Source organism: Streptomyces violaceus (genome assembly GCF_036014075.1).
Taxonomy (GTDB): domain Bacteria; phylum Actinomycetota; class Actinomycetes; order Streptomycetales; family Streptomycetaceae; genus Streptomyces; species Streptomyces violaceus.
In genome coordinates this window covers 6,472,483-6,498,612 of the sequence record NZ_CP107911.1, presented here as the reverse complement: position 1 = coordinate 6,498,612, position 26,130 = coordinate 6,472,483, and the positions used below count along the sequence as shown (strand labels likewise).

General features: G+C 71.3%; 22 protein-coding genes. 12 read left to right on the top strand and 10 right to left on the bottom strand.

The genetic code is table 11. From position 1 onward, the window contains the following. Positions 1–42 precede the first annotated feature (42 nt). Positions 43–1,404: a type I glutamate--ammonia ligase gene (gene glnA / locus OG542_RS29230; RefSeq protein ID WP_184596240.1), complete on the bottom strand. Its 1,362-nt coding sequence runs from the start codon at positions 1,402–1,404 to the stop codon at positions 43–45. Between the two features lie 295 nt (positions 1,405–1,699). Here glnA and OG542_RS29225 point away from each other — a divergent pair, with 295 nt between their 5' ends. After that, complete coding sequence (locus tag OG542_RS29225; RefSeq protein ID WP_328414669.1) at positions 1,700–2,884, top strand: globin domain-containing protein; 1,185 nt, start codon at positions 1,700–1,702, stop codon at positions 2,882–2,884. A 10-nt stretch (positions 2,885–2,894) separates the two neighbouring features. Here the strand turns inward: OG542_RS29225 and OG542_RS29220 are convergent, their stop codons facing one another. Further along, positions 2,895–3,329, bottom strand: coding sequence for an RrF2 family transcriptional regulator (locus OG542_RS29220; protein WP_311125330.1), 435 nt, complete (start codon positions 3,327–3,329; stop codon positions 2,895–2,897). A gap of 196 nt (positions 3,330–3,525) precedes the next feature. Between OG542_RS29220 and OG542_RS29215 the strand changes: the two genes are divergently transcribed. From OG542_RS29215 to OG542_RS29200, 4 genes are all read left to right on the top strand, one after another. Continuing rightward, the gene (locus OG542_RS29215) at positions 3,526–4,194 is read left to right on the top strand and encodes a DUF3105 domain-containing protein (RefSeq protein WP_328414667.1); all 669 of its coding nucleotides are present in this window, start codon (positions 3,526–3,528) and stop codon (positions 4,192–4,194) included. Continuing rightward, positions 4,191–4,808, top strand: coding sequence for a DUF305 domain-containing protein (locus OG542_RS29210; protein WP_328414665.1), 618 nt, complete (start codon positions 4,191–4,193; stop codon positions 4,806–4,808). The genes OG542_RS29215 and OG542_RS29210 overlap by 4 nt, the downstream gene beginning before the upstream one ends. A 173-nt stretch (positions 4,809–4,981) precedes the next feature. After that, positions 4,982–6,925: a S53 family peptidase gene (locus OG542_RS29205; RefSeq protein ID WP_328414663.1), complete on the top strand. Its 1,944-nt coding sequence runs from the start codon at positions 4,982–4,984 to the stop codon at positions 6,923–6,925. 78 nt (positions 6,926–7,003) lie between these two features. Continuing rightward, positions 7,004–8,758: an NAD+ synthase gene (locus OG542_RS29200; RefSeq protein ID WP_328414661.1), complete on the top strand. Its 1,755-nt coding sequence runs from the start codon at positions 7,004–7,006 to the stop codon at positions 8,756–8,758. Positions 8,759–9,340: 582 nt separating this feature from the next. Here the strand turns inward: OG542_RS29200 and OG542_RS29195 are convergent. The 4 genes from OG542_RS29195 to OG542_RS29180 all read right to left on the bottom strand — a co-directional run bounded on the left by OG542_RS29195 (position 9,341) and on the right by OG542_RS29180 (position 14,251). Further along, entirely contained in the window at positions 9,341–10,558 is a 1,218-nt protein-coding gene (locus tag OG542_RS29195; RefSeq protein WP_328414659.1) for an MFS transporter, read from the bottom strand. 150 nt (positions 10,559–10,708) lie between these two features. Then, on the bottom strand, positions 10,709–11,668 hold the full coding sequence (locus OG542_RS29190; protein WP_408057876.1) for an endonuclease/exonuclease/phosphatase family protein: 960 nt from the start codon (positions 11,666–11,668) through the stop codon (positions 10,709–10,711). A gap of 268 nt (positions 11,669–11,936) precedes the next feature. Next, positions 11,937–12,587 (bottom strand): TetR/AcrR family transcriptional regulator, encoded by a 651-nt coding sequence (locus OG542_RS29185; protein WP_311125337.1) that lies wholly within the window; start codon positions 12,585–12,587, stop codon positions 11,937–11,939. A gap of 62 nt (positions 12,588–12,649) precedes the next feature. Next, positions 12,650–14,251, bottom strand: a complete 1,602-nt coding sequence (locus OG542_RS29180) for an MFS transporter (RefSeq protein ID WP_328414654.1) — start codon at positions 14,249–14,251, stop codon at positions 12,650–12,652. A gap of 202 nt (positions 14,252–14,453) precedes the next feature. Here OG542_RS29180 and panB point away from each other — a divergent pair, with 202 nt between their 5' ends. The 3 genes from panB to OG542_RS29165 all read left to right on the top strand — a co-directional run bounded on the left by panB (position 14,454) and on the right by OG542_RS29165 (position 17,298). Continuing rightward, positions 14,454–15,329, top strand: a complete 876-nt coding sequence (gene panB / locus OG542_RS29175) for a 3-methyl-2-oxobutanoate hydroxymethyltransferase (RefSeq protein ID WP_328414652.1) — start codon at positions 14,454–14,456, stop codon at positions 15,327–15,329. Between the two features lie 131 nt (positions 15,330–15,460). Further along, a complete protein-coding gene (locus OG542_RS29170; RefSeq protein ID WP_184596212.1) occupies positions 15,461–16,480 on the top strand; it encodes an ATP-binding cassette domain-containing protein in 1,020 nt (339 codons plus the stop codon). Beyond that, positions 16,477–17,298, top strand: a complete 822-nt coding sequence (locus OG542_RS29165; protein ID WP_193477625.1) for an ABC transporter permease — start codon at positions 16,477–16,479, stop codon at positions 17,296–17,298. Before OG542_RS29170 ends, OG542_RS29165 begins: the two co-directional genes overlap by 4 nt. Before the next feature lie 20 nt (positions 17,299–17,318). Here the strand turns inward: OG542_RS29165 and OG542_RS29160 are convergent, their stop codons facing one another. Beyond that, positions 17,319–20,600 (bottom strand): BTAD domain-containing putative transcriptional regulator, encoded by a 3,282-nt coding sequence (locus OG542_RS29160; RefSeq protein WP_328414649.1) that lies wholly within the window; start codon positions 20,598–20,600, stop codon positions 17,319–17,321. 335 nt (positions 20,601–20,935) lie between these two features. Between OG542_RS29160 and OG542_RS29155 the strand changes: the two genes are divergently transcribed. Next, on the top strand, positions 20,936–21,736 hold the full coding sequence (locus OG542_RS29155) for a site-2 protease family protein (RefSeq protein WP_328414647.1): 801 nt from the start codon (positions 20,936–20,938) through the stop codon (positions 21,734–21,736). Here OG542_RS29155 and OG542_RS29150 read toward each other — a convergent pair. Then, a complete protein-coding gene (locus tag OG542_RS29150) occupies positions 21,726–21,905 on the bottom strand; it encodes a hypothetical protein (RefSeq protein ID WP_328414645.1) in 180 nt (59 codons plus the stop codon). The two genes, OG542_RS29155 and OG542_RS29150, sit on opposite strands and share 11 nt — an antisense overlap. Before the next feature lie 64 nt (positions 21,906–21,969). Continuing rightward, positions 21,970–22,689 carry an NADPH-dependent F420 reductase gene (gene npdG / locus OG542_RS29145; RefSeq protein ID WP_328414643.1) on the bottom strand — a complete coding sequence of 240 codons (720 nt, stop codon included), beginning with the start codon at positions 22,687–22,689 and terminating at the stop codon, positions 21,970–21,972. A 148-nt stretch (positions 22,690–22,837) separates the two neighbouring features. Here npdG and OG542_RS29140 point away from each other — a divergent pair, with 148 nt between their 5' ends. Together OG542_RS29140 and OG542_RS29135 are read left to right on the top strand one after the other, a co-directional pair. Then, positions 22,838–23,443 carry a hypothetical protein gene (locus OG542_RS29140; RefSeq protein ID WP_328414641.1) on the top strand — a complete coding sequence of 202 codons (606 nt, stop codon included), beginning with the start codon at positions 22,838–22,840 and terminating at the stop codon, positions 23,441–23,443. 151 nt (positions 23,444–23,594) lie between these two features. After that, positions 23,595–24,863 carry an MFS transporter gene (locus tag OG542_RS29135; protein WP_328418165.1) on the top strand — a complete coding sequence of 423 codons (1,269 nt, stop codon included), beginning with the start codon at positions 23,595–23,597 and terminating at the stop codon, positions 24,861–24,863. Here OG542_RS29135 and OG542_RS29130 read toward each other — a convergent pair whose 3' ends face one another. After that, on the bottom strand, positions 24,864–25,094 hold the full coding sequence (locus OG542_RS29130; protein ID WP_328414638.1) for a hypothetical protein: 231 nt from the start codon (positions 25,092–25,094) through the stop codon (positions 24,864–24,866). It lies immediately after the preceding gene. 58 nt (positions 25,095–25,152) lie between these two features. Between OG542_RS29130 and map the strand changes: the two genes are divergently transcribed. Next, complete coding sequence (gene map, locus OG542_RS29125) at positions 25,153–26,010, top strand: type I methionyl aminopeptidase (protein ID WP_261683546.1); 858 nt, start codon at positions 25,153–25,155, stop codon at positions 26,008–26,010. Positions 26,011–26,130: the final 120 nt, after the last annotated feature.

Genomic DNA, 26,130 nt, shown 5'->3' with positions numbered 1-26,130 from the left:
GACGGTCCGCGACCGTCGGCCCCCTGCGGTTTTGAGTCGCCCCTACAGCGCCGGCAGGTTCTTCCGCAGCTCGAACGCCGTGACCTCGCTGCGGTACTCCTCCCACTCCTGCCGCTTGTTGCGCAGGAAGAAGTCGAAGACGTGCTCGCCGAGGGTCTCGGCGACCAGGTCGCTGCGTTCCATCAGGGTCAGGGCCTCGCCGAGGTTCTGCGGGAGGGGTTCGATGCCCATCGCACGGCGCTCGGCGTCGGAGAGGGCCCAGACGTCGTCCTCGGCGCCCGGCGGGAGTTCGTAGCCCTCCTCGATGCCCTTGAGACCGGCGGCGAGGAGGAGGGCGTAGGCGAGGTAGGGGTTCGCGCCCGAGTCCAGGGAGCGGACCTCCACCCGGGCCGAGCCGGTCTTGCCGGGCTTGTACATCGGGACGCGGACCAGCGCCGAGCGGTTGTTGTGGCCCCAGCAGATGTACGACGGGGCCTCGCCGCCCGCGCCGGCCGTGCGCTCCGCGCCGCCCCAGATGCGCTTGTAGGAGTTGACCCACTGGTTGGTAACCGCGGAGATCTCCGCCGCGTGCCGCAGCAGGCCCGCGATGAAGGAGCGGCCCACCTTCGAGAGCTGGTACTCGGAGCCCGACTCGTAGAAGGCGTTGCGGTCGCCCTCGAAGAGGGAGAGGTGGGTGTGCATGCCGCTGCCCGGGTGCTCGGAGAACGGCTTCGGCATGAAGGTCGCCTGGACGCCCTGCTCCAGCGCCACCTGCTTCATGACCAGGCGGAACGTCATGATGTTGTCGGCCGTGGAGAGCGCGTCGGCGTACCGCAGGTCGATCTCCTGCTGGCCCGGGGCGCCCTCGTGGTGGGAGAACTCGACCGAGATGCCCATCGACTCCAGCATGGTGATCGCCTGGCGGCGGAAGTCCATGCCGACGTTGGTCGGGGTGTGGTCGAAGTAGCCGGAGTTGTCGGCGGGCGTCGGACGGCTGCCGTCCAGCGGCCGGTCCTTCAGCAGGAAGAACTCGATCTCCGGGTGGGTGTAGAACGTGAAGCCCAGGTCGGAGGTGCGGGCCAGGGCGCGCTTGAGGACGTAGCGCGGGTCGGCGAAGGACGGGGAGCCGTCCGGCATGAGGATGTCGCAGAACATCCGGGCCGTGCCCGGGGCCTCCGCACGCCAGGGCAGGATCTGGAAGGTCGACGGGTCCGGCTTGGCGATCATGTCGGACTCGTAGACCCGGGCGAAGCCCTCGATCGCGGAGCCGTCGAAGCCGATGCCCTCGTCGAAGGCCTGTTCCAGCTCGGCCGGGGCCACGGCGACGGACTTGAGGAAGCCCAGCACGTCCGTGAACCACAGGCGTACGAACCGGATGTCGCGCTCCTCCAACGTCCGGAGCACGAACTCCTGCTGCTTGTCCATCTTCCGCTTCCCCATCCTTGCTGGTCAGGCCGCCTTCTCTTCCGTACCACGGGAGGCGGTCGGGCACCTGAGCATCCCACCACACCACCATTTCGTACGCGTTGCGCACCATGATCGCCCGGCGGGCCCGGGGCCGAACGCCTCACGTACGGCAGGTGAACTGCTCTTCCGCCCATAGTGCCTGCTCGCGGCGACATCCGTAACGGCCGGTCCGCTTCGCTGCCCCACCCGCTTAATTTGCATCTCAGATGCAACTTTAAATATCGTGCACGCAATCGAGCACCGAGGAGCCCCGATGCTGTCCGAGCAGTCCGCCGCCACCGTCCGCGCCACACTCCCCGCCGTCGGCGGGGCCCTCGGCGCGATCACCGAGCGCTTCTACGCGGGCCTGTTCGCGGCCCGCCCCGAGCTGCTGCGCGACCTGTTCAACCGGGGCAACCAGGCCGCCGGCACCCAGCGGCAGGCGCTCGCCGGTTCCGTCGCCGCCTTCGCGACGCACCTACTGGACCATCCGGAGCAGCGGCCGGACGCGATGCTGCACCGCATCGCCCACAAACACGCCTCGCTCGGCGTCACGCCCGAGCAGTACCACCTCGTCCACGAGCACCTGTTCGCCGCCATCGCCGAGGTGCTCGGCGAGGCCGTGACGCCCGAGGTCGCCGCCGCCTGGGACGAGGTCTACTGGCTGATGGCGAACGCCCTGATCGCCGTCGAGAAGCGGCTGCGCGAGGAGAGCGGCGGGCCCGGCTGGCGGGCCTGGGAGGTCGTCGAGCGCGTCACCGAGACAGCGGACGTCGTCACCTTCCGGCTGCGGCCCGCCGACGGTTCTCCCGTGCGGGACTTCCTCGCGGGCCAGTACGTCTCCGTCCGCGTCGCCCTCCCGGACGGCGCCCGGCAGATACGGCAGTACAGCCTCTCCGGCGCGGCGGGACCGCTCCGGCAGATCAGCGTGAAGCGCGTGCACGGGGACGGCGCTCCCGACGGCGAGGTCTCGAACCACCTCCACGCGCGCGTGCGGGAGGGTGACGTCCTGGAGCTGTCGGAGCCGTACGGCGACCTGGTCCTGGACGCCGAACGCGACATTCCCCTGCTGCTGGCCTCGGCGGGCATCGGCGTGACCCCGATGACCGCGATGCTGGCGCACCTCGCCGGCTCGGGTCACCGCGCCCCGGTCACCGTCGTACACGGCGACCGCTCCCCCGCCGGCCACGCCCTGCGCACCGACCACGAGGCCTACGCGGCCAAGCTGCCGGACTCGGCCGTCCACCTCTGGTACGAGCAGGACGCCCCGGCGGGCACCCACTCCGGGCTGGTCGACCTCGCCGGCGTCCCGGTCCCGCCGGGCACGCGCGCGTACCTGTGCGGGCCGCTGCCGTTCATGCGGGCGGTACGGACCCAGCTGATCGCGAAGGGCGTGGCCCCGGCCGACATCCACTACGAGGTGTTCGGGCCGGACCTGTGGCTGGCGGGGCGGTCCTAGGGGAAGCCCCCTAGCTTCCCCTCGAGATCCCCAGCAGCAGCGCCCCGGTCGGCTCCGCCACGATGTCCCCGACCGTGACCGGGTCCAGTGAGGCGAAGAACGCCTCCTGGGCCCGGCGCAGGGCGCCGCGCAGCCGGCAGGCGGAGTTCAGGGGGCAGGGGGTGGCTCCCTCGCAGTCGACGACGTCGCCGTCGCCCTCGAAGGCGCGCACCACGGCGCCCACCGACGCCGTGCGGCCCTGCTCCGTCAGGGTGAGGCCGCCGCCGCGGCCGCGGCGGGCGTCGAGCAGCCCCATGTGCTGGAGCTCGGCGACGACCTTCGCCAGGTGTGTGTACGGCACGTCCATGCCGTCCGCGACCTCCCGGGTCGTCGGACTCGACTCGCCCGCGACGGCGAGCCGCATGAGGACCCGCAGGGCGAGGTCGGTGGAGCGCAGCAGCCGCATGTACGCAGCGTAGGTAATGGGAATCCGCGGTTCAAATTATCCGGAGGGAGGAGGGGGGAACGGACTCGAAGCTGTCGGGCACCTGTCGGTGCCGTATCGATTCAGCCCATTCCCGCCGCCGCTCTACGAGGCGCCCCGTTCCCCCCATTACGATCAGGCGACCCGACCGTCCCACCTTTCCCACGAAGGACACCTCATGGGCTCCGCCAAGAAGGACAGCACGGCTCGCAAGGCGCGAATAGAGGAGATGCGGCGCGCCGAGCAGTCCCGTGAGCGCCGCAACCGGATCCTCACCATCGCGGCCAGCGTGGTGATCGTCTGCGGTCTGGTCGTCGGCGGTGTCGTGCTCGTGCGGTCCCAGTCCGACGACGGCGGCAGTGACACCGCGGCGAGCGACTCCTCGGCCAAGGGGAAGTTCGTCACGGGCAAGGACGGCGTGAGGACCTGGCAGGGGAAGCTGGCCCGCAACCACGTGACCAAGGCCGTGAAGTACGCCTCCGAGCCCCCGGTCGGCGGCGACCACAACCAGGCCTGGATGAACTGCAACGGCGACGTCTACACCGATGAGCTCGACAACACCAACGCCGTGCACTCGCTGGAGCACGGCGCTGTGTGGGTGACGTACAACGCCGACGCGAAGAAGGCCGACATCGACGCGCTCGCGGCGAAGGTGAAGAAGACGCCGTACACGCTGATGAGCCCGATGGACGACCAGAAGGACCCGATCATGCTCTCGGCGTGGGGCCACCAGCGCACGGTGAAGGGCGCGAGCGACCCGGACGTCGACGCGTTCTTCGAGAAGTTCGTGCAGGGCGAGCAGACACCCGAGCCGGGTGCCGCCTGCACGAACGGGCTGTCGCAGTGAGGCATGTCGGTCTGATCGCCGGGGCCGCGGCGACGGCGCTCGTCGCGGCCGGTGCGATCACCTACGCCGTCGCCGGGGACGACGGCAGCAGCCGGACCCCCTCCGCCGAGTCCGCGGACGCCGGGTTCGCGCGGGACATGGCGGTGCACCACCAGCAGGCCGTGGAGATGTCGTACATCGTGCGCGACCGCACCGAGGACGAGGACGTGCGGCGCCTCGCGTACGACATCGCACAGACGCAGGCCAACCAGCGCGGCATGATGATCGGCTGGCTCGATCTGTGGGGGCTGCCCAAGGTGTCCTCCGAGCCGATGGCCTGGATGGACATGGGAGGCATGGCCTCCGGCGAGGACGGCGCGCTGATGCCGGGCATGGCGACCAACACCGAGCTGAAGAAGCTCGGCACGCTGAACGGCAAAAAGGCGGAGATCTTCTACCTCCAGCTGATGACGGGCCATCACAAGGGCGGCGTCCACATGGCCGAGGGCTGTGTGGAGAAGTGCACGGTCGGCGTCGAGAAGCGGCTCGCCCAGGGCATGGTGGAAGCGCAGCAGTCGGAGATCGGCCTGATGACGGACCTGCTGAAGGAGCGGGGCGCCGCGCCGCGCTCCTAGTGCAGAACCCCTTGGGGCGTAAGCCTCAAAGCGCCCTGTCTTACGGCGCCTTGGGCACTTCTTGGCCTGTGCAGGGCGCTTCTTGGGTTGCGCATTCCCCTGACATGAACGGTTCGTCGCGAGAGTGGCGACCGTCGAGTGATCCACTCGCGACGAACCGCACAGGGGGTTCCATGAGATCCAACCGCGCCAAGGTGCGCGCTGGTGTGAGCATCGCGGCGACACTGCCGATGCTCGCCGGTGCGCTGGCGCTCGGCATACCCGCGGCGCACGCCGCCGACCACCCGCTCCGCGACCTGCTGGCCGGGACCCGGCCCGCTTGGGCCACGGCCAAGGCCGACAGGGGCGCCACCTCCGACGGCGCCCGGATGTCGGCCCGGGTGTATCTCCGAGGCCGCGACGCCGCCGGTCTCGCCGCCTACGCGAAGGCCGTGTCCGACCCGGTGTCGGCCTCGTACGGCAAGTACCTGACCGCCCAGCAGGCGCAGGCCCGCTTCGGCGCGACCAAGGCCCAGGTGGCGGCAGTGAAGGCCTGGCTGACGGCCGCCGACCTGAAGGTCACGGGCGTCACGCGGCACTACGTCTCCGTCACCGGTGACGTGGCCGCCGCCGAGCAGGCCTTCGGCACCCAGCTCCACAACTTCGCCCAGGGCGCGAAGACCTACCGCGCCCCGGCGAGCACCGCCTCCGTCCCGGCGAGCCTGGCCGACGCCGTGCTCACCGTCACCGGCCTGGACAACGCGCCGCACATGGTCACGCACGACGACCAGCTGCCGCCTCCGGACACCGTGTTCCGCAACGCCGGGCCGTTCTCCTCGTACTACGGCTCGAAGACCGCGAGCACGCTGCCGGACGCCTACGGCACGAAGATCCCGTACGCCGTCAAGGGCTACACCGGCAAGCAGCTGCGGGCCGCCTACGGCGCGGGCACGCGCACCGGCAAGGGCGTCCGGGTCGCCATCACGGACGCGTACGCCTCGCCGGCCATCGCCTACGACGCCGGCACCTACGCCAAGCGCAACGGCGACGCGGCGTGGAAGGCCGGTCAGCTGCACCAGGTGCTGCCCGAGCACTACGCGAACACCAAGGACTGCTCGGCCTCCGGCTGGTACGGCGAGGAGACCCTGGACGTCGAGGCCGTGCACGCGGTCGCGCCCGCCTCGGACGTCACCTACGTGGGCGCCGCCTCCTGCACCGACGCCGACCTGCTCGACGCGCTCGGCAAGGTCGTCGACAACCACCTGGCCGACCTCGTGTCCAACTCCTGGGGCGAGGTCGAGGCCGCGCAGACTCCCGACCTCGCGGCGGCCTACGACCAGGTCTTCCAGCTGGGCGCGGTCGAGGGCATCGGCTTCTACTTCTCCTCCGGCGACGACGGCGACGAGGTCGCGAGCTCCGGGACGAAGCAGGTCGACTCCCCGGCCAACTCGGCGTGGGTGACCGCCGTCGGCGGCACCTCGCTGGCCGTCGGCAAGGGCGACCAGTACCTCTGGGAGACGGGCTGGGGCACCGAGAAAGCCGGCCTGTCGGCCGACGGCAAGAGCTGGACGGACTTCCCCGGCGCCTTCACCTCCGGCGCGGGCGGCGGCACCAGCAAGACGGTGGCGGAGCCGGACTACCAGCGGGGCGTCGTACCGGACGCGCTGGCCAAGGCCGAGAACGCGGCCGGCAACCGTGTCGTCCCCGACATCGCGGCGATCGCCGACCCGAACACCGGCTTCCTGGTCGGCCAGACGCAGACCCAGCCGGACGGGAGGACGCAGGCGTACGGCGAGTACCGCATCGGCGGCACCTCGCTCGCCGCGCCGACCGTCGCGGCCATCCAGGCACTGGCCCAGGAGGCCGGGGGCGGCAAGCCGATCGGCTTCGCCAATCCGGCGATCTACGCCAAGGCCGGCTCGAAGGTCTACCACGACGTCACCGACAACCCGACGGGCTCCGGCCTCGCCGTGGCCCGCGTCGACTTCGTGAACGGCTACGACACGACGGACGGTCTGGCCACGTCCGTGCGCGGCCTGGGCAAGGACAGCTCGCTCGCGGCCGTGAAGGGCTACGACGACGTCACCGGCGTGGGCACGCCCGCGAACGGTTACGTCGAGTCGTACCGGCGCCGCTGACCACCGCAAGGGGATCGGGGTGGCCTGGGCGTGACCCAGGCCACCCCATTGCGTCGCTCTGACGATTACACTGGGCCCGTGCCTCAACTACGTCTCGCCCTGAACCAGATCGATTCGAGCGTCGGCGACCTCGCCGGGAACGCCGAGTCGATCGTCCGCTGGACCCGGCACTCCGCCGAGCAGGGAGCGCATCTCGTGGTGTTCCCCGAGATGGTGCTGACCGGGTATCCCGTCGAGGACCTGGCCCTCAGGTCGTCCTTCGTGGAAGCCTCCCGGGCGGCGCTGCGCGGCCTCGCCACCCGCCTGGCCGACGAGGGCTTCGGCGAGCTGCCGTTGATCGTCGGCTATCTCGACCGCAGCGCGACCGCACAGCCGAAGTACGGCCAGCCGGCCGGCGCGCCGCAGAACGCGGGGGCGGTGCTGTACGGCGGCGAGGTGGTTCTGAACTACGCCAAGCACCACCTGCCGAACTACGGCGTCTTCGACGAGTTCCGCTACTTCGTGCCCGGCGACAGCATGCCGGTCCTGCGCGTCCACGGCGTGGATGTCGCCCTGGCCATCTGCGAGGACCTCTGGCAGGACGGCGGCCGGGTCCCGGCGGCGCGCTCGGCGCGGGCGGGCCTGCTGGTCTCGATCAACGCGTCCCCCTACGAGCGCAACAAGGACGACACGCGCCTGGAACTGGTCCGCAAGCGGGCCCAGGAGGCCGGCTGCACGACCGCGTACCTGGCCATGATCGGCGGCCAGGACGAGCTGGTGTTCGACGGCGACTCGATCGTCGTGGACAAGGACGGCGAGGTCGTGGCGCGGGCGCCGCAGTTCGACGAGGGCTGCGTGGTCCTGGACCTGGACCTGCCGGCGGCGTCGGCGGACGCGCCCACCGGTGTCGTGGACGACGGCCTGCGGATCGACCGGGTGGTCCTGTCGGAGGAGCCGCTCGCTCCCTACGAGCGGGAGCTGCCCGGTGGCTACGCGGACCGCCTGGACGACGACGAGGAGGTCTACTCGGCGCTGGTCGTGGGCCTGCGGGCGTACGTCGCGAAGAACGGCTTCAAGTCGGTCCTGATCGGCATGTCGGGCGGCATCGACTCGGCGCTGGTCGCGGCGATCGCGTGCGACGCGGTGGGCGCGCAGAACGTGTACGGCGTGTCGATGCCGTCGAAGTACTCCTCGGAGCACTCCAAGGACGACGCGGCGGAGATGGCCCACCGCACGGGCCTGAACTTCCGGACCGTGGCCATCGAGCCGATGTTCGACGCGTACATGGGTTCGCTGGGCCTGACGGGCCTGGCGGAGGAGAACCTCCAGTCACGCCTGCGCGGCACGCTCCTCATGGCCATCTCCAACCAGGAGGGCCACATCGTCCTGGCCCCCGGCAACAAGTCGGAACTGGCGGTCGGCTATTCGACGCTCTACGGCGACTCCGTCGGGGCGTACGGCCCCATCAAGGACGTGTACAAGACGTCGATCTTCCGCCTGGCCGAGTGGCGCAACAGGGCCGCCCAGGAGCGCGGCCAGACCCCGCCGATCCCCGAGAACTCCATCACCAAGCCGCCGAGCGCGGAACTCCGCCCGGGCCAGGTCGACACGGACTCGCTCCCCGACTACCCGGTGCTGGACGCGATCCTCGATCTGTACGTCGACCACGACAAGGGCGCGGACGAGATCGTGGCGGCCGGCTTCGACCGGGAGCTGGTCACGAAGACGCTGCGCATGGTCGACACGGCGGAGTACAAGCGGCGCCAGTACCCGCCGGGCACGAAGATCTCGGCGAAGGGCTTCGGGAAGGACCGACGGCTGCCGATCACGAACGGGTGGCGGGAGTCGGTCTGACGGAAGGGTCAGAGGGCGTCGAGGTCCACGGCTGAGGCGATGGCGAGCCCAACGCCCCCGTCCTAGCCGGGCCTTCGGCGGCGCGCGGCTGCTGCCGTGTGTCCCCGTGTGCCACGGCTGCCGCCGAGAGCGACGAGCGCGGTGAGCACGGTTGTGGCGGCTGCGGGCACGCCTCGTCGTCCTGTCGACTTCCACGGTCGTGGCTTTGCTGAACGCATCAGGGGTCTCCTCGGTGCAGAGCGTTGAGGAAACCTCAGCGTTCTTCGAGCCCGAGATCACCGGGGCTGTCACCCCGAATCCACCTTCGGGTCGGCCCTACCCGGCACCTCGTCTCCGAGCCCGATAGGCCGCCGCCTTGACGCGGTTGCCGCACTCGCGGAGCGTCTCGCCGCCGAGGCCGGGTTCGAGACGAGCCGGGTTCGAGAAGAGCCGCGTCCCACTTCACCCCGTCGGCCGACTGACCACCTCGTTCGCTTCGGTGGTCGTCGCGGCGCGGCGCCAGACCCTCGATGAACAGAGCGGCAGTCCGTGGGACCGCCCCACGGACTGCCGCCCGAGTCACCGCGCCGGCACCGGCAACCGTCAGTGGTGCACCGCTTCCGCCTCCTGCGGGACGTGGCTCGCCACGATCCGCTCGCGTCCGGCCGCGGGCACCCTGCGCCGGTCCACCGTGTACGCCAGCGCCGCCACGGCCAGGCCGAGGACGGCCAGGGCCGCGCCGGCCAGGGCCGGGGAGGTGACCCCGAAGCCCGCGGCCAGGGCGAGGCCGCCGATCCAGGCGCCCCCCGCGTTGGCCAGGTTGAAGGCGGCCTGGTTGGCGGAGGAGGCCAGGGAGGGGGCCGAGGCGGCCTTCTCCATGACCATCAGCTGGAGCGGGGAGCCGGTGGCGAAGGCCGCCATGCCGAGCAGGATCACGGCCACGGCCGCGGTCAGCTCCGTACGCATCAGCAGCGGGAAGAGCGCCAGCACCACCACGAGGGAGGCCAGGCCGCCGAACAGCGTGCCCCGCAGGGAGTGGTCGGCCAGCCGGCCGCCGAGCAGGTTGCCGGCGGTCGCGCCGACGCCGAACAGCGCCAGCAGCAGGGTCACGCTGGCGCCGGCGTAGCCGGCGGCGTCCGTGAGCATCGGCGTGATGTAGCTGTACGCCGAGAAGAGGGCGCCGAAGCCCGCGACCGTCGTGCCGAGCGACAGCCAGACCGGGAGGGAACGCAGGGCGGCGAGTTCGCCGCGCAGGCCCTGTGCGGTGGTGTGCTCGTGGTCGTGCGGGATCAGGAACGCGAGTGCGGCGATCGCCGCCAGGCCGATGGCGCTGACGCCGAGGAAGGTCGCCCTCCAGCCGAGGTTCTGGCCCATGAGGGTCGCCACGGGCACGCCCGCGACGTTCGCGACCGTCAGGCCGAGGAACATCAGGGAGACCGAGCGCGCCTTGCGCTCCGGGGCGACCATGTTCGTCGCGACGACGGCGCCCACGCCGAAGAAGGCGCCGTGCGGCAGGCCGCTGAGGAAGCGGGCCGCCAGCAGCCAGCCGTTGTCGGGCGCGAGGGCCGACAGGGCGTTGCCCGCGACGAACAGTCCCATCAGGCTGATCAGGACCGTGCGGCGGGACATCCGGGCCGTGACCGCGGCCAGCAGTGGGGCGCCGATGACGACGCCCAGCGCGTACGCCGACACCAGATGGCCGGCGCTGGGTATCGAGATGTGCAGGTCGTCCGCGACCTCGGGCAGCAGCCCCATCATCACGAACTCGGTGGTACCGATGCCGAAGGCGCCCACGGCGAGGGCGAGCAGGGCCAGGGGCATGAGGGAGCCTTTCGAGACTTGCTTGGAGATCCGTACGTGTATGTTCAAGTACGGAACAAAGTCTCGCAGGCCGACTATTCCACGAGGTCGCCGAGAGGTGAAGGCTCGGTTGCCGACATCTGCCCGAATGGCCCTGACCTGCTGCTTTCCTCAGCCCTCTGTGGCGACCTTCACACGTGCGGCGATCGGCAGATGGTCACTGCCCGTCTGCGGGAGGGTCCAGGAGCTCTCCGGCTTCGCGCCCCTGACCATGATCTGGTCGATGCGCGCCATCGGGAACGACGCCGGCCAGCTGAACCCGAGGCCGTTGCCGGCCGCGCCCTGCGTGGAGCGCATCTGGGAGGTGACGGCGTTGAGCGCGCGGTCGTTCATGGTGCCGTTCAGGTCGCCGAGCAGCACGACGTTCCTCAGCGGCTCGTGGGAGATGGCCTCGCCCAGCGCGTCGGCACTCTTGTCGCGCTGCCGGGCGGTGAACCCGGCCTCCATCTTCACGCGCACGGACGGCAGATGGGCGACGTACACCCCGACCTGCCCGGCCGGTGCGGTCACGGTGGCGCGCATCGCTCGCGTCCAGCCCAGCTTGATGTCGACGGACCGCACGTCGGTCAGCGGGTACTTGCTCCATACCCCGACCGTGCCCTCCACCGAGTGGTGGGGGTACGTCGACGCCAGCGCCTTCTCGTACGTCGGGACGGCGGACGCCGTCAGCTCCTCCAGGGCCAGTACGTCCGCGCCGGAGGCGGCCACGTCACGGGCGGTGCCGACCGGGTCGGGGTTGTCGGCGTTGACGTTGTGCGTGGCCACGGTGAGGTCGCCGCCGCTGGCGGTCTTGTCGCTGAGCTGGCCGCCGAAGAGATTCAGCCAGACCAGCGACGGCAGCAGCAGCGCGATCAGCGCGGTCGGCGACCTGCGGACCAAGGCGAGCAGGAGCAGCACCGGGACGAGGAGCCCCAGCCAGGGCAGGAACGTCTCGATGAGGCTGCCCAGGTTGCCGACGGTGTTGGGGATGTGCGAGTGCACCAGCATGACCACGGCCAGCAGCACCGCGCACATGGCCACGAACAGACCGCGCCGCCACATCCGCGGGTCACCCCGCCGGCCGTCGGCCATACGGTCGAACAGGCGCCGAAGCCGGTTTCCCCGGCGCTCGGGCCCCGAGCCGCCGTTGTCCGTCTCCGTCATGTATGCCTGCTGCGCCATACCGTCGCCTCACTGCCTGCCGTGCACACCATCGCCCCCGTGTCATTACGACCCTAGGGGATGATCCGTTCCGTCCCCGCCGTCCGTCGACGGCCGTACGGGGGCGAGGACGATCGAGTCCGCGCGGCGAGTTCCGGTCACCGCCGGTGAAAGCGCGTGCTGTGACGAAACGCGCACACTAGGACGGCCGCGCTACCGAACTGACGGGCGATGAGCTGCCGGGACGCAGCCCTTCGAGCAGGGTGTCGACGACCTGTTCGGCGAGGCCCTCCGGCAGGTCGGCGTCCGGGTGCAGGACGGCGCGCAGGAGCAGGGGGCCGACGAACAGGTCGTTGAGCAGGTCGAGGTCGACGTCCGTGCGCAGTTCGCCGTTCTCCTGGCCGCGGCGCAGGACCTCCAGTCCGAGCCGGCGGCGCGGTGCGACGACGGTGGAGTGGTACGCCGCCCAGATCTTCGGGCTGCTCTTCATCTGGGCGTGCGCGTTGTGCAGGATCGCCGAGGAGCGGCTGGCCAGGCCGCGCCGCCGCACCTGCTCGAGCAGGACCACGAGGTCGTCACGCATGGAGGTGCCGGGGAGCGGCGGGTCGGGGGGTTCGGCGGAGCGCAGGACGTCGACGAAGAGTTCCTCCTTGCCGCTCCAGCGGCGGTAGATGGTGGCCTTGCCGACGCCGGCGGTGCGGGCGACGCGCTCGATGGACAGCTCCGCGAGGGGCACGCCCTCCTCCAGGAGCCTCATCACGCCCTCGATGATGGCGCGTTCGACGGCCTCGCTTCTGGGGCGGCCCCTCGGGGGGCCGTCGTTTTGGGGGTGCCGTTCGGCGAGGCTCACGTCGCTCCGTCCCTTGCTGGGCTGCCCGTGGCCGGGCTGGTGAGATGCATTGTCGCGCAGGGTCACGACCGCGCGTCCGACAACTCCTTCTCCTCCTCCCCCTGCTGGGGCGCCGGGGGCTTCCCGGGCAGGAACAGTGCCACGACGACCGTGCCGATCAGCGCGACGCCCGCTCCCCACAGGGCGGTGGTGTGCATCGCGTGCAGGAAGGCGTCGTAGGCGGGGGTGACGAGGGCCTTGCCCTGCGGGCCGAGCTTCGCCGCGACGCCGAGCGTGGCCTCGATGGACTCGCCCGCGGTGTTGCGGAGGGCGGGCGGCAGCGGGCCGAGCTTGTCCTCGATGCCGGTGCGGTACGCCGTGGACAGCACCGAGCCGAGGACGGCGATGCCGAGGGCGCCGCCGACCTGCCGGAACGTGTTGCTGAGCGCGGAGGCGGAGCCGGCCTTCTCGCGGGGCAGGGCCTGCATGATGACGACACTGACCGGGGTCATGATGTGCGCCATGCCGGTGCCCATGAGGAAGAAGATGACCTCGAGGATCCAGATGGGCGTGTCCGCGTCCAGGGTGGCGAAGGCGGCCAGCGTCGCGGCGATGACCAGCATTCCTGCGGTCGTGGTGGCCTTGTTGCCGAAGCGGTCGACCAGCAGCCGGGCCCGCGGCGCGAAGATCAGCTGGGCGGCGGCCAGCGGCAGCATCAGCAGGCCGGTCTGCAGCGGCGAGTAGCCGCGCACGCTCTGCGTGTAGAAGACCGAGAAGAAGGTCACGCCCATCAGTGCGAAGAACACCAGCGCGATGGCGGCGATGGCGGCCGAGAAGACCTTGTTCTTGAAGTACGTGACGTCGATGGACGGGTGGTCGCTGCGCTTCTCGAACACCACGAAGGCGACGAGGACGGCGAGACCCGCGCCGATCGTCGACAGCACGGTGGCGTCGGTGAAGTCGGCGAGCTGGCCGCCCTTGATGATGCCGTAGACGAGGAGGACCAGGCCGACGACGGACAGCACGACGCCGACGGGGTCGAGGCGGCCCGGGTTCGGGTCGCGGGAGTCGGGCACCAGCCACAGCATCAGTGCGAGGGCCAGCAGCACGATCGGCACGTTGATGAGGAAGACCGAGCCCCACCAGAAGTGGTCGAGGAGCACGCCGCCGGTGATGGGTCCGATGGCGATGGCGAGGCCGACGCCGCCGGCCCAGATACCGATGGCCTTCGGCTGTTCCTCGCGCTCGAAGACGTTCATGAGAACGGCGAGGGTGGCGGGCATGACGAACGCGGCACCCAGGCCCATCACGGCCCGGAAGGAGATCAGCTCCCCCGGCGAGCCGGAGAACGCGGCGAGCGCGGAGCCGATGCCGAACACCGCGAGGCCGCCGAGCAGCACCTTCTTGCGGCCCATCCGGTCGCCGAGCAGCCCGGCGGTGAACAGCAGGCCCGCGAAGACGAGGGTGTAGGCGTTGATCGCCCACTCCAGCTCGCTCTGCGTGGCACCCAGGCCGGTCGGGGCCGGGGTGGAGATCGTCTTGATGGCGACGTTCAGGATCGAGTTGTCGAGGACGACGATCAGCAGGCTCAGCATCAGCACACCGAGGATCGCCCAGCGGCGCCGGTGCACCGCTTCCGGTATCCGGGGGCCGGCGGGGGCGGCGCGGTCGGCAGGAGTAGTCATGGCGTCGAGCGTAGGACAATTTCGATACGAGACCGTCTCGTATCGGAATACCTTTACCGAGCTCTTACGCACGCCGCGCTTCGGGGCATCCGGGCGGAACTCACAGGGGCTCCCCTAGCCCTGGATGACACGAGGTGCCACCATGGACGTGGTCCGGGGACGCCGTCAGGGCGCCTCGAGATGACGTGTTAGGAGCCGTGCAATGACGCAGCTTCCGGCTGCCCAGACTGCTCAGAAGAAGACCTCCGACAGCGGCAGGACGCTGTACGGGGGCAAGGGCACCCGCCGTATCACCGTGCGCGACCTCGCCGCCGCCAAGGAGCGGGGCGAGAAGTGGCCCATGCTCACCGCCTACGACGCGATGACCGCGTCCGTCTTCGACGAGGCCGGCATCCCGGTCATGCTCGTCGGCGACTCGGCGGGCAACTGCCACCTGGGGTACGAGTCGACCGTGCCCGTCACCCTCGACGAGATGACCATGCTGTCGGCGGCGGTCGTACGGGGCACCTCGCGCGCCCTGATCGTCGGCGACCTGCCCTTCGGCTCCTACCAGGAGGGTCCGGTGCAGGCGCTGCGCTCGGCGACCCGGCTGGTGAAGGAGGCGGGCGTACAGGCCGTGAAGCTGGAAGGGGGCGAGCGGTCGCACGAGCAGATCCGGCTGCTCGTCGAGTCCGGCATCCCGGTCATGGCGCACATCGGCCTGACCCCGCAGTCCGTCAACGCGATGGGCTACCGCGTGCAGGGGCGGGGCGAGGAGGCGGCCCAGCAGTTGCTGCGGGACGCGAAGGCCGTACAGGACGCGGGTGCGTTCGCGGTGGTGCTGGAGCTGGTTCCGGCGGAGCTGGCGGCCGAGGTGACGCGGGTGCTGCACATTCCGACGGTGGGGATCGGGGCGGGGCCCGAGACCGACGCGCAGGTGCTGGTGTGGACCGACATGCTGGGTCTGACCGGCGGGCGCGTTCCCAAGTTCGTGAAGCAGTACGCCGACCTGCGTGAGGTCATGGGCGACGCGGTGAAGGCGTTCGCCGAGGACGTGGTCGGCGGAACGTTCCCGCAGGAGGAGCACTCCGTCCACTAGAGCCACAGCGGTACCACGGACGGCCCGCCGACCTTCCCCCAGTCGGCGGGCCGTTCCCGTGTCGAGGCCCCGGCACGGTCTGTCGGTGGCTTGTCGGTGGTTTGTCGGTGGGCCCTGAGACTCTCTGTCTCATGACGCGAATCGACACACAAGCCGGCGGCGCCGCGGTCACCGTGCGGGGGCTGGTGAAGCACTACGGCGAGACCAAGGCACTGGACGGGGTCGACCTGGACGTACGGGAAGGCACCGTCATGGGGGTGCTCGGCCCGAACGGGGCCGGCAAGACGACCCTGGTGCGGATCCTGTCCACGCTGCTCGCTCCCGACACGGGCCGGGCCACCGTCGTCGGCTACGACGTCGTACGGCAGCCCCGGCAGCTGCGCCGGGTGATCGGGCTCACCGGACAGTACGCCTCCGTGGACGAGAAGCTCTCGGGCTGGGAGAACCTGTACATGATCGGGCGGCTGCTCGACCTGCCCCGCAAGAGCTCCCGGGCCCGGGCCGACGAACTGCTGGAGCGCTTCTCGCTCACCGAGGCCGCCAAGCGGCCCGCGGCGACGTACTCCGGAGGCATGCGGCGGCGTCTGGACCTGGCCGCGTCGATGATCGGCCGGCCGGCCGTGCTCTTCCTGGACGAGCCGACCACCGGGCTCGACCCGCGCACCCGCAACGAGGTGTGGGACGAGGTCAAGCGCATGGTCGGCGACGGCGTCACCGTGCTGCTCACCACCCAGTACATGGAGGAGGCCGAGCAGCTCGCCACCGAGCTGACGGTCGTCGACCGCGGACAGGTCATCGCGGGCGGTGCCATCGAGGAGCTGAAGGCGAAGGTCGGCGGCCGTGCGCTGCGGATACGCCCCGCCGACCCGGTGCACCTGCGGCCCCTCGCCGCCGCGCTGGACGAGCTGGGGATCACCGGGCTCGCCACCACGACCGTGGACACCGACCGGGGCGACGTCCTCGTGCCGATCCTCAGCGACGAGCAGCTGACCGCCGTGGTCGGCGCGGTCACCTCGCGCGGCATCACGCTCTCCTCCATCACCACCGAACTGCCCAGCCTGGACGAGGTGTTCCTGTCCCTCACCGGCCACCGGGCCAGTGCCCCGCAGGACACCACGCCCGCCGACGACCGTCAGGAGGTCGCCGTATGAGCGCCGCCACCGCAACCGTCCACGCAGCCGAGGCGGACGCCCGTATCTCGCCGCGCGCCCACCTGCGCCACACCGGGGCCCTGATACGCCGCAATCTGCTGTGGATCCGCAAGGACCCGGAGTCGATGGCCGACGCGCTGCTGATGCCGGTCATCTTCACCCTGCTGTTCGTGTTCGTGTTCGGCGGCTCGATCGGGCAGGCGCTGGGCGGCGGGCAGGACCAGTACGTGCAGTACGTGATCCCCGGCATGATCGCGATGATGAGCATGACGCTGTCCCAGGGCGTCGGCACCGGATTCAGCCAGGACTTCAACTCCGGTGTCATGGACCGCTTCCGGTCCCTGCCGATCGGCCGCGGCTCGGTGCTCTTCGCGAAGATCTCGGTGGAGCTGCTGCGGATGCTGTTCGCGACCACCGTGCTGATGATCGTCTCCGTCGCGGTCGGGTTCGACATCACCAACTGGCCCGGTCTGTTCGCGACGGTGGCCCTGTCCACCGCGTTCGCGTCGTCGATCATGTGGGTGTTCCTCACCCTGGGCGTGATCATGAAGAACGCGCAGTCCGTGCAGGCGATGGGCTTCCTGGTGCTGTTCCCGCTCCAGTTCGGCTCGTCGATCTTCGCGCCGACGACCTCGATGCCGGGCTGGCTGCAGGCCTTCACCGACTACAACCCGCTGTCCACGCTGGCGGACGCCGCACGCGGTCTGATGGTCGGCGGACCGGTCGCGCACGATCTGTGGGTGACGCTCGGCTGGTCGGTGGCGATCACGGCGGTGATGGCGCCCATCGCGATCCACAAGTTCCGCACCAAGAGCTGACCGGAGGGGTCGCCTTCGCGTCAGACCAGGGCGGTGGCCTCCTCGGGAGAGAGACCGCCGCCTTCCGCGTACGCGGTCTCGTACGCCCGGTCGCCGAGCACCGCCCGGGCCCGCCGCTCCGCCCGCTCGCGGTTCTCGCGCTCCTGCCGCGCGGCGACATGGCCGGGCGGCAGGAGGCGGTCGGCGGCGCCCAGGCAGCGGGCCGCGTCCCCGGCGCGGTGCCCGCCGTCGAGGCAGGCCAGGGCTCCGGCCCCGATGGTCAGGTACACCGACCGCATATGGGGTGCGATGACCTGCGAGCGCGGGTCGGCGGCGCGCTCCAGCGCCTTTCGAATGAGGTCCAGGCACTCCGCGTGACGCTCCTCCACGGCGTACAGCCAGGCCTCGGCACCGAGGATGAACGCGTCGAAGACGATGAAGTGGGCGATACGGAAGTCCTGGCGCAGCCGCCGCAGTTGCTCGCGTGCCTCGGGGACACGGCTCGTCAAGCCCAGCCAGACGGCCAGGAAGAGGCGGGCGGCGGGCATGGCCTCGCTGATCGAGTCCCCGCGCTCGGCGATCACCTCGCGCAGCAGCCGCTCGCCGCGCTCGGCCTCGCCGGCTTCCAGCAGCGCGTTGCCGAGCCGGGCGCTGAGCACGGCCGTCTGACCGTGGGCGCCGAGGTGTTCCGCGTGCGCGATGGCCGCCTCGTAGTCGGCGGCGGCCAGGGCGTAGGCGCCCCTGCGTTCGTGGGTCTCGGCGCGGGCGGAGAGGGCCTCCGCGGTGCCCCAGGCGTCGCCGAGGCTCAGGTAGATCTCCAGCGATTCGTCGGCGTCCCGGGCGGCGTCGCCCGCCCAGTCGGTGCGGTTGGCGAGGAAGTTGGCCCGCATCTGGAGACCGGAGGCCAGTTCCCACTCGAAGCCGGGGGTCTCCCGGCAGGTGCGGATGGACGCTTCCATGACGAGGCGCAGCCGGTCCATGTCGCCGGTCAGCATTACGGCGAAGAACCAGAGCATGCCGGGGAGCCGGCAGTTCTGCGGGAGGCCGGGCTCGTAGGTCTCGGCGATGATCTGCAGCTTCTGCTGGGCTCGCGGGGTCTGCCAGGCGTCCAGTTCGGTGTCCATGCAGGCGAGGTGGGCCAGGTGGATCCCGCGCCGGGCCTCCAGAAGGACCTCGCCGGTCATCGGGGGCGGGGCGTCGGTGCAGCGCCGCCACACCGGGGTGGCGCGGCGGACGGGCTCGGTGAAGGGGTCGGGTCCGAGGGCCATGACCTCGCGGCACCAGTTGCGGGCCTCGATGCGCAGGTCGCGCATCTGCCAGTACCAGACGAGGGACAGCGCCAGGCACAGCGCCTCCTGCTCGTCGCGCAGGGCAACGGCGTGGCGCAGGGCGGTGCGCAGGTTCTCGTACTCCCGCTCCAGCAGGTGGATGGCGGCGAGCTGACCGGGCCCGTGCAGCAACGGGTCGGTGACGCGGGCGAGTTCGCGGAAGTACGTCAGGTGAGCGCGCTCGGCCTCGGCGCGCTGTCCGGCCTCGTCCAGCCGCTCGGCGGCGTACTCGGCGACGGTCTCCAGCAGCCGGTAGCGCATCCCGCCGCCGGCCGACTCGCCGGGCGGGGCGGCCACGACCAGGGACCGGTCGACGAGCGAGCCGAGCGCCTCCAGGGCGACCGGCCCGCACACCGCCTCGGCGGCGGGGAGGTCGCAGCCGCCCGCGAACACCGACAGCCGCCGCAGGACGTCCCGTTCGTCCTCGTCGAGCAGGTCCCAGGACCAGTCGACGACGGCTCTGAGGGTCTGCTGGCGGGGCAGGACCGTGCGGCTGCCGGAGGTGAGGAGACGGAAGCGGTCGTCGAGCCGGTCGGCGATCTGGCGGGGCGTGAGCATCCGCAGCCGGGCGGCGGCGAGTTCGATGGCCAAGGGCAGGCCGTCGAGGCGCCGGCAGATCTCGGCGCACGCCTCGGGGTCGTCCTGGACGCGGAAGCCGGGCCGGGCCACCGCGCCACGGTCGGCGAGCAGCCGCAGCGCGACCGGCTCGGGCAGCGGCTCCACGGGCCGCAGCAACTCCCCCGGCACGCCCAGGGGTTCACGGCTGGTGGCGAGAACGGTGAGTCCCGGGCAGCGCTCCAGCAGTTCCTCGGCGAGCCGGGCGGCGGCGTCGGCGACGTGCTCGCAGTTGTCGAGGATCAGCAGCATGCGGGGTCTGGAGCAGTGCTCGGCGAGCCGCTCGACGGGGTCGTCGAGCCGGTCGGCGACGGCGGCCCGGATGCCCTCGGCGCCCGCGCCGTACAGCACGGTCTCGCGGGCGCCGACGGCGGTGAGCACGGCTTCCGGGACGGCGGCGGGGTCGTCGACCGGGGCGAGTTCGGCCAGCCAGACACCTCCGGCCATGGTGGGCCGTACGGTCTCGGCGGCCTCCTGCGACAGCCGTGTCTTGCCGGCCCCGCCGGGCCCGAGCAGCGTCACCAGCCGGGCGGTGGTGAGATCGCCGCGGATGGTCTCGATGTCCCTCTCGCGGCCGATGAAGGAGGTGAGCCGGGCCCGCAGGTTGCCGACGGGCTGAGACTCGGCGGCCGACGGGGCTACGGGCCTGTCCCCCGGACTCAGCAACTCCGCGTGCAGGGAACGCAGTTCCGGCCCCGGGTCGGCCCCCAGCCGGTCGGCGAGCAGCCGCCGGACCTCCTCGTAGGCGTCCAGGGCCTCCGCCCTGCGGCCCGTGTCACGCAGGGCGCGCAGGCGCAGGGTCTGGAGGGGTTCGTCCAGGGGGTGGCTGTCGCACAGGGCGGTCAGCTCCGGCAGGGACTGCTCGGCCTGGCCGAGGGCGAGGGCGGCGGTGTGGCGGGCACGCAGGACGTCCAGGCGGCGGGTGTCCCGGCGGGCCGCCTCGGCGGTGCGGTCGGGGAGGTCGGCGAGGGCCGGGCCGCGCCACAGGGCGAGGGCGTCGTCGAGGATCACGGCGGCCTTGGCGGGATCATCGTCGGCCAGGGCCCGCAGTCCCTCGCCGGCCAGCCGCTCGAACCGGTACAGATCGACGTCGTCGGGCGCGGCCTTGAGCCGGTACCCGCCCTCGACGGAGGCGACCGCGTCCGCCCCGAGGGCCCGCCGCAACCGCCCGACCAGCGCCTGCAGCGCCGCCGGCCCGTCGGCGGGCGGGGCACCGTCCCACACCTCGTCGACGAGCAGCCGCACGGGAACGGTACGGCCGGCCCGCAGAGCGAGCACGGTCAGCAGCGCACGCAACCGCGCCCCGCCCACCGAAACGACCGTGCCGTCGGTGCGGAGCGCTTGCGTGGTGCCGAGGATGCGGTAGCGCACGGGGTCCATTGTCTCCGGTGGTACGAGGACGGGTCACGACGTTCGACGGCGCGGCGGGCGGCTGGCCGGGGTGGCCGGGACGGTGTGGCCGGGATGAGGTGGCCGGGCCGAGGCCGGCTGGCCCGGCCGCCGAGCTGGGCGGCCGGGCCGTGGCCGGCCGGGTCGCCGGGCCCGGGGAGCCGCGGCGTGCCGCAGCACTCCATCTGCCAGTCCGCGTAGAACACGTGCCAGAGCCCCATGCCCCCACCCTCTCCGGAACCGACCGCCCCGCGCGAGACGTTTTCCCGGTGCGCCCGGTACGGTCGGGCAGTCCCACCGCGTGTCCGAAGAGTGCAGGGAGTCCCATGACCACCGCCACCAGCCGCCACAGTGAGCGCCGGATCAGTCCCGTGTTCGTCGGGATTCTGGCCGTGACGGCGGTCACGGGATGGGCGACCTGGACCGGGTTCGCGGAGCAGCCCGGCGTCGCCGTGTTCCTCTTCGTGACGGCGGCCTGGATCGTCTCCCTGTGTCTGCACGAGTACGCGCACGCGCGCACCGCCCTGCACAGCGGCGACCTCTCGGTCGGGGAGAAGGGCTATCTGACCCTGAACCCTTTGAAGTACACGCACGCGCTGCTGAGCATCGTGCTCCCGGTGATCTTCGTGATCATGGGCGGGATCGGCCTGCCCGGCGGCGCGGTGTTCATCGAGCGGGGGCGGATCCAGGGACGCTGGCGGCACAGTCTGATCTCGGCTGCGGGTCCGCTGACGAACGTACTGTTCGCGATCGTCTGCACGGCTCCGTTCTGGCTGGACGCCCTGGACGGCGTGCCGAGCGACTTCCGGTTCGCCCTGGCCTTCCTCGCCCTGCTCCAGGTGACGGCCGCGCTGCTGAACTTCCTGCCGGTGCCGGGCCTGGACGGCTACGGCGTGATCGAGCCGTGGCTGTCGTACAAGATCCGGCGCCAGGTGGAGCCGTTCGCGCCCTTCGGCCTGCTGTTCGTGTTCGCGCTGCTGTGGCTGCCCGCGGTGAACGGCGTGTTCTTCGACGTGATCGACACGATCCTGAAGTCGCTCCAGATCAGCGACTTCGAAACGTACTGCGGTCAGGAGCTGTACCGCTTCTGGCAGGGCGGCAACGAGTTCTGCTCGGTCAGCCCGTGACCGACTTCCGCGCCTTGGCGCGCTTGAGGTAGTACCAGGCCATGTTGGACGACAGCCCGGCGAGCAGGACCCAGACGATCCCCAGCCAGCTGCCCTCCACGAAGGAGACCACGGCCGCCGCCACGGCGAGGACGCAGACGATCAGGGCGTAAACGGCAAGGCGGGGCATTTCGGTCGACTCCTGTCAGGGGACACTGCTACGACGACCAGTGTCCCCCATCCGCCTCACCCGCTCACACGTCGGTGACGCGAAGCCCGGCGTGCGCCTTGTAGCGGCGGTTCACGGAGATCAGGTTCGCCACCAGCGACTCCACCTGGTGGGCGTTGCGCAGCCGCCCCGCGAAGATGCCGCGCATCCCGGGGATACGGCCGGCCAGCGCCTGGACGATCTCGACATCGGCCCGGACCTCGCCGAGCACCATCACGTCGGTGTCGATCTGGTCGATCTCCGGGTCCTCGAGCAGCACGGCCGACAGATGATGGAAGGCGGCCGTGACGCGGGAGTCCGGCAGCAGGGCGGCGGCCTGCTCGGCGGCGCTGCCCTCCTCGGGCTTGAGCGCGTAGGCGCCCTTCTTGTCGAAGCCGAGCGGGTTGACGCAGTCAACGACGAGCTTGCCGGACAGTTCCTCGCGCAGGGATTCGAGGGTCTTGCCGTGGCCGTCCCACGGCACGGCGACGATCACGATGTCGCTGCGGCGCGCGGTCTCGGCGTTGTCGGCGCCCTCGATGCCGTAGCCGAGTTCCCCGGCCGCCGCCTGGGCGCGCTCGGCGGCCCGCGAGCCGATGATCACCTTCTGGCCGGCCCGGGCGAGCCGGTAGGCCAGGCCCTTGCCCTGCGGCCCGGTTCCGCCGAGCACCCCGACCACGAGTCCGGAGACGTCGGGCAGGTCCCAGGGGTCCTTGGCGGGGGCCTTCTGGGCGTTGTCGGTGGCAGCACTGTCGGTAGAGGTCATGGCCCCGACTCTACGTCCGCGCCGGTGGCACCGATGTCTCCCCCAGCCGTTCCCTCATGGCACGGGTGAGCGACCCAACTGCCCGGGCCGGGCGATTCCGTAGAGACTTCCTCCTCACCCGCGACCGGCTCGGGCAGGATGCGGTCGCATGGATGCCGTACGGGTCGCGCTGCTGCGGGAAGTGCTCGCCGGGACCGAGTGGCTGGGCGCCACGCGGCGGTTCGCCGTGGCGCTGCGGGGATCGGTGGTGTCACACGGGGGCGGGCTGCTGCTCGTCGGCACGCCGCAGTACGAGCCGTGGCATCTGGCGGCGCACCTGGTGGACGAGGCCGCGTGGTCGGGCACGCCGGAGCTGGCCCCGACGCTGGTACGGCACGACGCGCGCCCCTGCGACCCGGCGCATCTCGCGGTCGGCCTCGGGCGGCTGGAGGCGGCCCGGCGGGGCGAGACGCTGCTGGTGGTGTCCCCCGAGGGCCCTGCCGCGCCACTCCTTGAACGGGTGTACGACGCCCGGCGCGCCGGGGCGACGGTCCTCGCCCTCGGCCCCGGCGCGGGGGAACTGCCGGCGATGGCCCACGAGTCCCTGGCCGTCCCCGCCGGTTCGGAACTGGACCTGGACACGGTCCAGCACCTGGTCAGCGCGGCGGCCGGGGAGAACGCGCTGCCGGCTCCCGCGCGCGGACGCCGGCGTCTCAGGGACAGGCTGTCCCGGCTGGCGGACGACCTGACGGCGCCCCCTCCGGCACGCTGGTGACGATCCCGCGGATGAGCAGCCAAGCCTGAGCGGCCACCGCCACGGCACCGGCCCTCCGGTGCCGAAAAGCAGTTGCCCGCCTCCACCCCTCCCCCGACCATGACCCTTCGTGACCGACGACATCCCCGAACGTTCCTCCGGCCTCCGTGCCATGCTCCCCGACCTGTCCCCGTGGCGGGCCTCCGCCGACTTCCGGCGGCTGTGGATCTCGGGGCTGATCTCCAACTTCGGGACGTTCCTGACGTTCGTCGCACTGCCCGTGCAGTTGAAGGATTTGACGGAGTCGGCCGCGGCGGTCGGGGCCATCGGGGCCGTGGAACTGGTGCCGCTGGTCGTGTTCGGTCTGTACGGCGGGGCTCTCGCCGACGCGTGGGACAAGCGGAAGCTGATCCTTTGGACGGAGGCGGGGCAGGGTTTGCTCAGCGTGGTGCTGCTGGCCAACGCACTGCTTCCGCGGCCCGCCGTCTGGCCGCTGTACGTCGTCGCCGCCCTGTCCTCCGCCCTGGTGTCCGTGCAACGGCCCGCGCTCGACTCGCTGTGGCCGCGGATCGTGGCCTACGACCACCTGCCGGCGGCGGCCTCCCTGAACTCGCTGCGCTGGACGGTCGGCGGCGTCGCGGGCCCGGCCCTCGCAGGTGTGGTGGTCGCCTACGCCGGCGTCGGCTGGGCGTACGGCGCCGACCTGGCCACGTTCGTCGTGTCCGTGGTGCTGATCACGCGCATCGCGGCCTCCCCGGCCTCCCACGAGGCGGTGAAGCCCTCGCTGCGGGCTATCGCCGAGGGCGCCCGCTACGCGTGGAGCCGCAAGGAACTCCTCGGGACCTACGCCGTCGACCTGGCCGCGATGTTCCTGGCGATGCCGCTCGCCCTGCTGCCGTTCCTCGCGGGCGAGCTGGACGCCGAGTGGTCACTGGGGCTGATGTACGCGGCGGTCCCGGCGGGGGCCCTGCTGGTGAGCCTGACCAGCGGATGGACCTCGCGGGTGCACCGGCACGGCCGGATGGTGGTGCTGGCGGCCGCTCTGTGGGGTCTGGCCATCGCGGGCGCCGGGGTCGTCGGCGACGTGTGGCTGGTGCTGCTGTTCCTGACTCTCGCCGGCGGCGCCGACATGGTCAGCGGTGTCTTCCGCGCGGCCATGTGGAACCAGACGATCCCGGACGAGCTGCGCGGCCGTCTCGCCGGGATCGAGCTGCTGTCGTACTCGGTCGGACCGACGGTCGGTCAGATGCGCAGCGGCGGTTTCGCGGCCTGGCTGGGGGTGCGGACCTCGGTCTGGTCCGGCGGGCTGCTGTGCGTGGGCGCGGTGGCACTGCTGGCGGTGTGCCTGCCGAGGCTCATGACGTACGACGTGCGGAGCAACGAGCACGCGGTGCGGCTGCGCGAGAAACGCGCAGCCGCCGCTCTGGCCGCCGAGGCGTGATCAGTCCTCGTCCCGGCCGCCCGCCGGGGCGTCGTGCCACTTGGGGTCGTTCTCCCACTGGAGGTTGCGCTCCCGGGCGGTCGCCATCGCGTGTTCGGCCTCCGTGCGGGAGGCGTACGGCCCGAACCGGTCCTTGTTGGGGCACTCCGGCCCCTCCTCGACCTTCTTGTGCTCCAGGCAGTAGTACCACTCACCCGGCTTGCCGACCGTGCGCTTCTTGAACAGGGCCATGACCAGCTCCTCTCGCCACCGACATGTTCCCCCGTGGGCGCTGGTTAGACTCGCTGGCATGTCTGGCCAGTCGCTGCTCGCACCGGGGGAGCTGTCCCCCACCCGTTCCGTGCCCGGAAACATCCGCCGCCCCGAGTATGTCGGCAAGCCCGCGCCGACTCCGTACACCGGACCGGAGGTGCAGACCCCCGAGACGATCGAGGCGATGCGCGTCGCGGGCCGGATCGCCGCCCGGGCGATGGCGGAGGCCGCGAAGCTGATCGCCCCCGGGGTGACCACGGACGAGCTGGACAGAGTGGCGCACGCGTACATGTGCGACCACGGCGCCTACCCCTCGACGCTGGGCTACCGCGGCTTCCCGAAGTCGCTGTGCAGCTCGGTCAACGAGGTCATCTGTCACGGCATCCCGGACTCCACCGTCCTGCGCGACGGCGACATCATCAACCTCGACGTGACGGCGTACATCGGCGGCGTGCACGGTGACAACAACGCGACGTACCTGGTGGGCGACGTCGACGAGGAGTCGCGGCTGCTGGTGGAGCGGACGCGGGAGTCCCTCGAGCGCGCGATCAAGGCGGTCCGGCCCGGCCGGCAGATCAACATCATCGGCCGGGTCATCGAGTCGTACGCCAAGCGCTTCGGCTACGGGGTGGTCCGGGACTTCACCGGTCACGGCATCAACAGCTCGTTCCACTCGGGCCTGATCATCCCGCACTACGACAGCCCGCACGCGACGACGGTCATCCAGCCCGGGATGACGTTCACGATCGAGCCGATGCTGACGCTCGGGACGCACGAGTACGACATGTGGGACGACGGCTGGACGGTCGTCACGAAGGACCGCAAGCGGACGGCCCAGTTCGAGCACACGCTGGTGGTGACGGACACGGGCGCGGAGATCCTCACGCTGCCGTAGCACCACCGCACGCACACCGTCGAACGGCCCGCTCTCCTCGGAGGGCGGGCCGCTTTTTCGGATCCGGACTCCGCACGGGATCCTCGGGGCAGGTTTTTACCGACACCAGGTCGGGAAGTT

Bases quoted from the DNA above. Each gene is read 5' to 3' on its own strand.
- glnA (WP_184596240.1), bottom strand. From the start codon at position 1,404: ATGGACAAGCAGCAGGAGTTCGTGCTCCGGACGTTGGAGGAGCGCGAC.
- OG542_RS29225 (WP_328414669.1), top strand. From the start codon at position 1,700: ATGCTGTCCGAGCAGTCCGCCGCCACCGTCCGCGCCACACTCCCCGCC.
- OG542_RS29220 (WP_311125330.1), bottom strand. From the start codon at position 3,329: ATGCGGCTGCTGCGCTCCACCGACCTCGCCCTGCGGGTCCTCATGCGG.
- OG542_RS29215 (WP_328414667.1), top strand. From the start codon at position 3,526: ATGGGCTCCGCCAAGAAGGACAGCACGGCTCGCAAGGCGCGAATAGAG.
- OG542_RS29205 (WP_328414663.1), top strand. From the start codon at position 4,982: ATGAGATCCAACCGCGCCAAGGTGCGCGCTGGTGTGAGCATCGCGGCG.
- OG542_RS29195 (WP_328414659.1), bottom strand. From the start codon at position 10,558: ATGCCCCTGGCCCTGCTCGCCCTCGCCGTGGGCGCCTTCGGCATCGGT.
- OG542_RS29190 (WP_408057876.1), bottom strand. From the start codon at position 11,668: ATGGCCGACGGCCGGCGGGGTGACCCGCGGATGTGGCGGCGCGGTCTG.
- OG542_RS29180 (WP_328414654.1), bottom strand. From the start codon at position 14,251: ATGACTACTCCTGCCGACCGCGCCGCCCCCGCCGGCCCCCGGATACCG.
- panB (WP_328414652.1), top strand. From the start codon at position 14,454: ATGACGCAGCTTCCGGCTGCCCAGACTGCTCAGAAGAAGACCTCCGAC.
- OG542_RS29170 (WP_184596212.1), top strand. From the start codon at position 15,461: ATGACGCGAATCGACACACAAGCCGGCGGCGCCGCGGTCACCGTGCGG.
- OG542_RS29165 (WP_193477625.1), top strand. From the start codon at position 16,477: ATGAGCGCCGCCACCGCAACCGTCCACGCAGCCGAGGCGGACGCCCGT.
- OG542_RS29160 (WP_328414649.1), bottom strand. From the start codon at position 20,600: ATGGACCCCGTGCGCTACCGCATCCTCGGCACCACGCAAGCGCTCCGC.
- OG542_RS29155 (WP_328414647.1), top strand. From the start codon at position 20,936: ATGACCACCGCCACCAGCCGCCACAGTGAGCGCCGGATCAGTCCCGTG.
- OG542_RS29150 (WP_328414645.1), bottom strand. From the start codon at position 21,905: ATGCCCCGCCTTGCCGTTTACGCCCTGATCGTCTGCGTCCTCGCCGTG.
- npdG (WP_328414643.1), bottom strand. From the start codon at position 22,689: ATGACCTCTACCGACAGTGCTGCCACCGACAACGCCCAGAAGGCCCCC.
- OG542_RS29140 (WP_328414641.1), top strand. From the start codon at position 22,838: ATGGATGCCGTACGGGTCGCGCTGCTGCGGGAAGTGCTCGCCGGGACC.
- OG542_RS29135 (WP_328418165.1), top strand. From the start codon at position 23,595: ATGCTCCCCGACCTGTCCCCGTGGCGGGCCTCCGCCGACTTCCGGCGG.
- OG542_RS29130 (WP_328414638.1), bottom strand. From the start codon at position 25,094: ATGGCCCTGTTCAAGAAGCGCACGGTCGGCAAGCCGGGTGAGTGGTAC.
- map (WP_261683546.1), top strand. From the start codon at position 25,153: ATGTCTGGCCAGTCGCTGCTCGCACCGGGGGAGCTGTCCCCCACCCGT.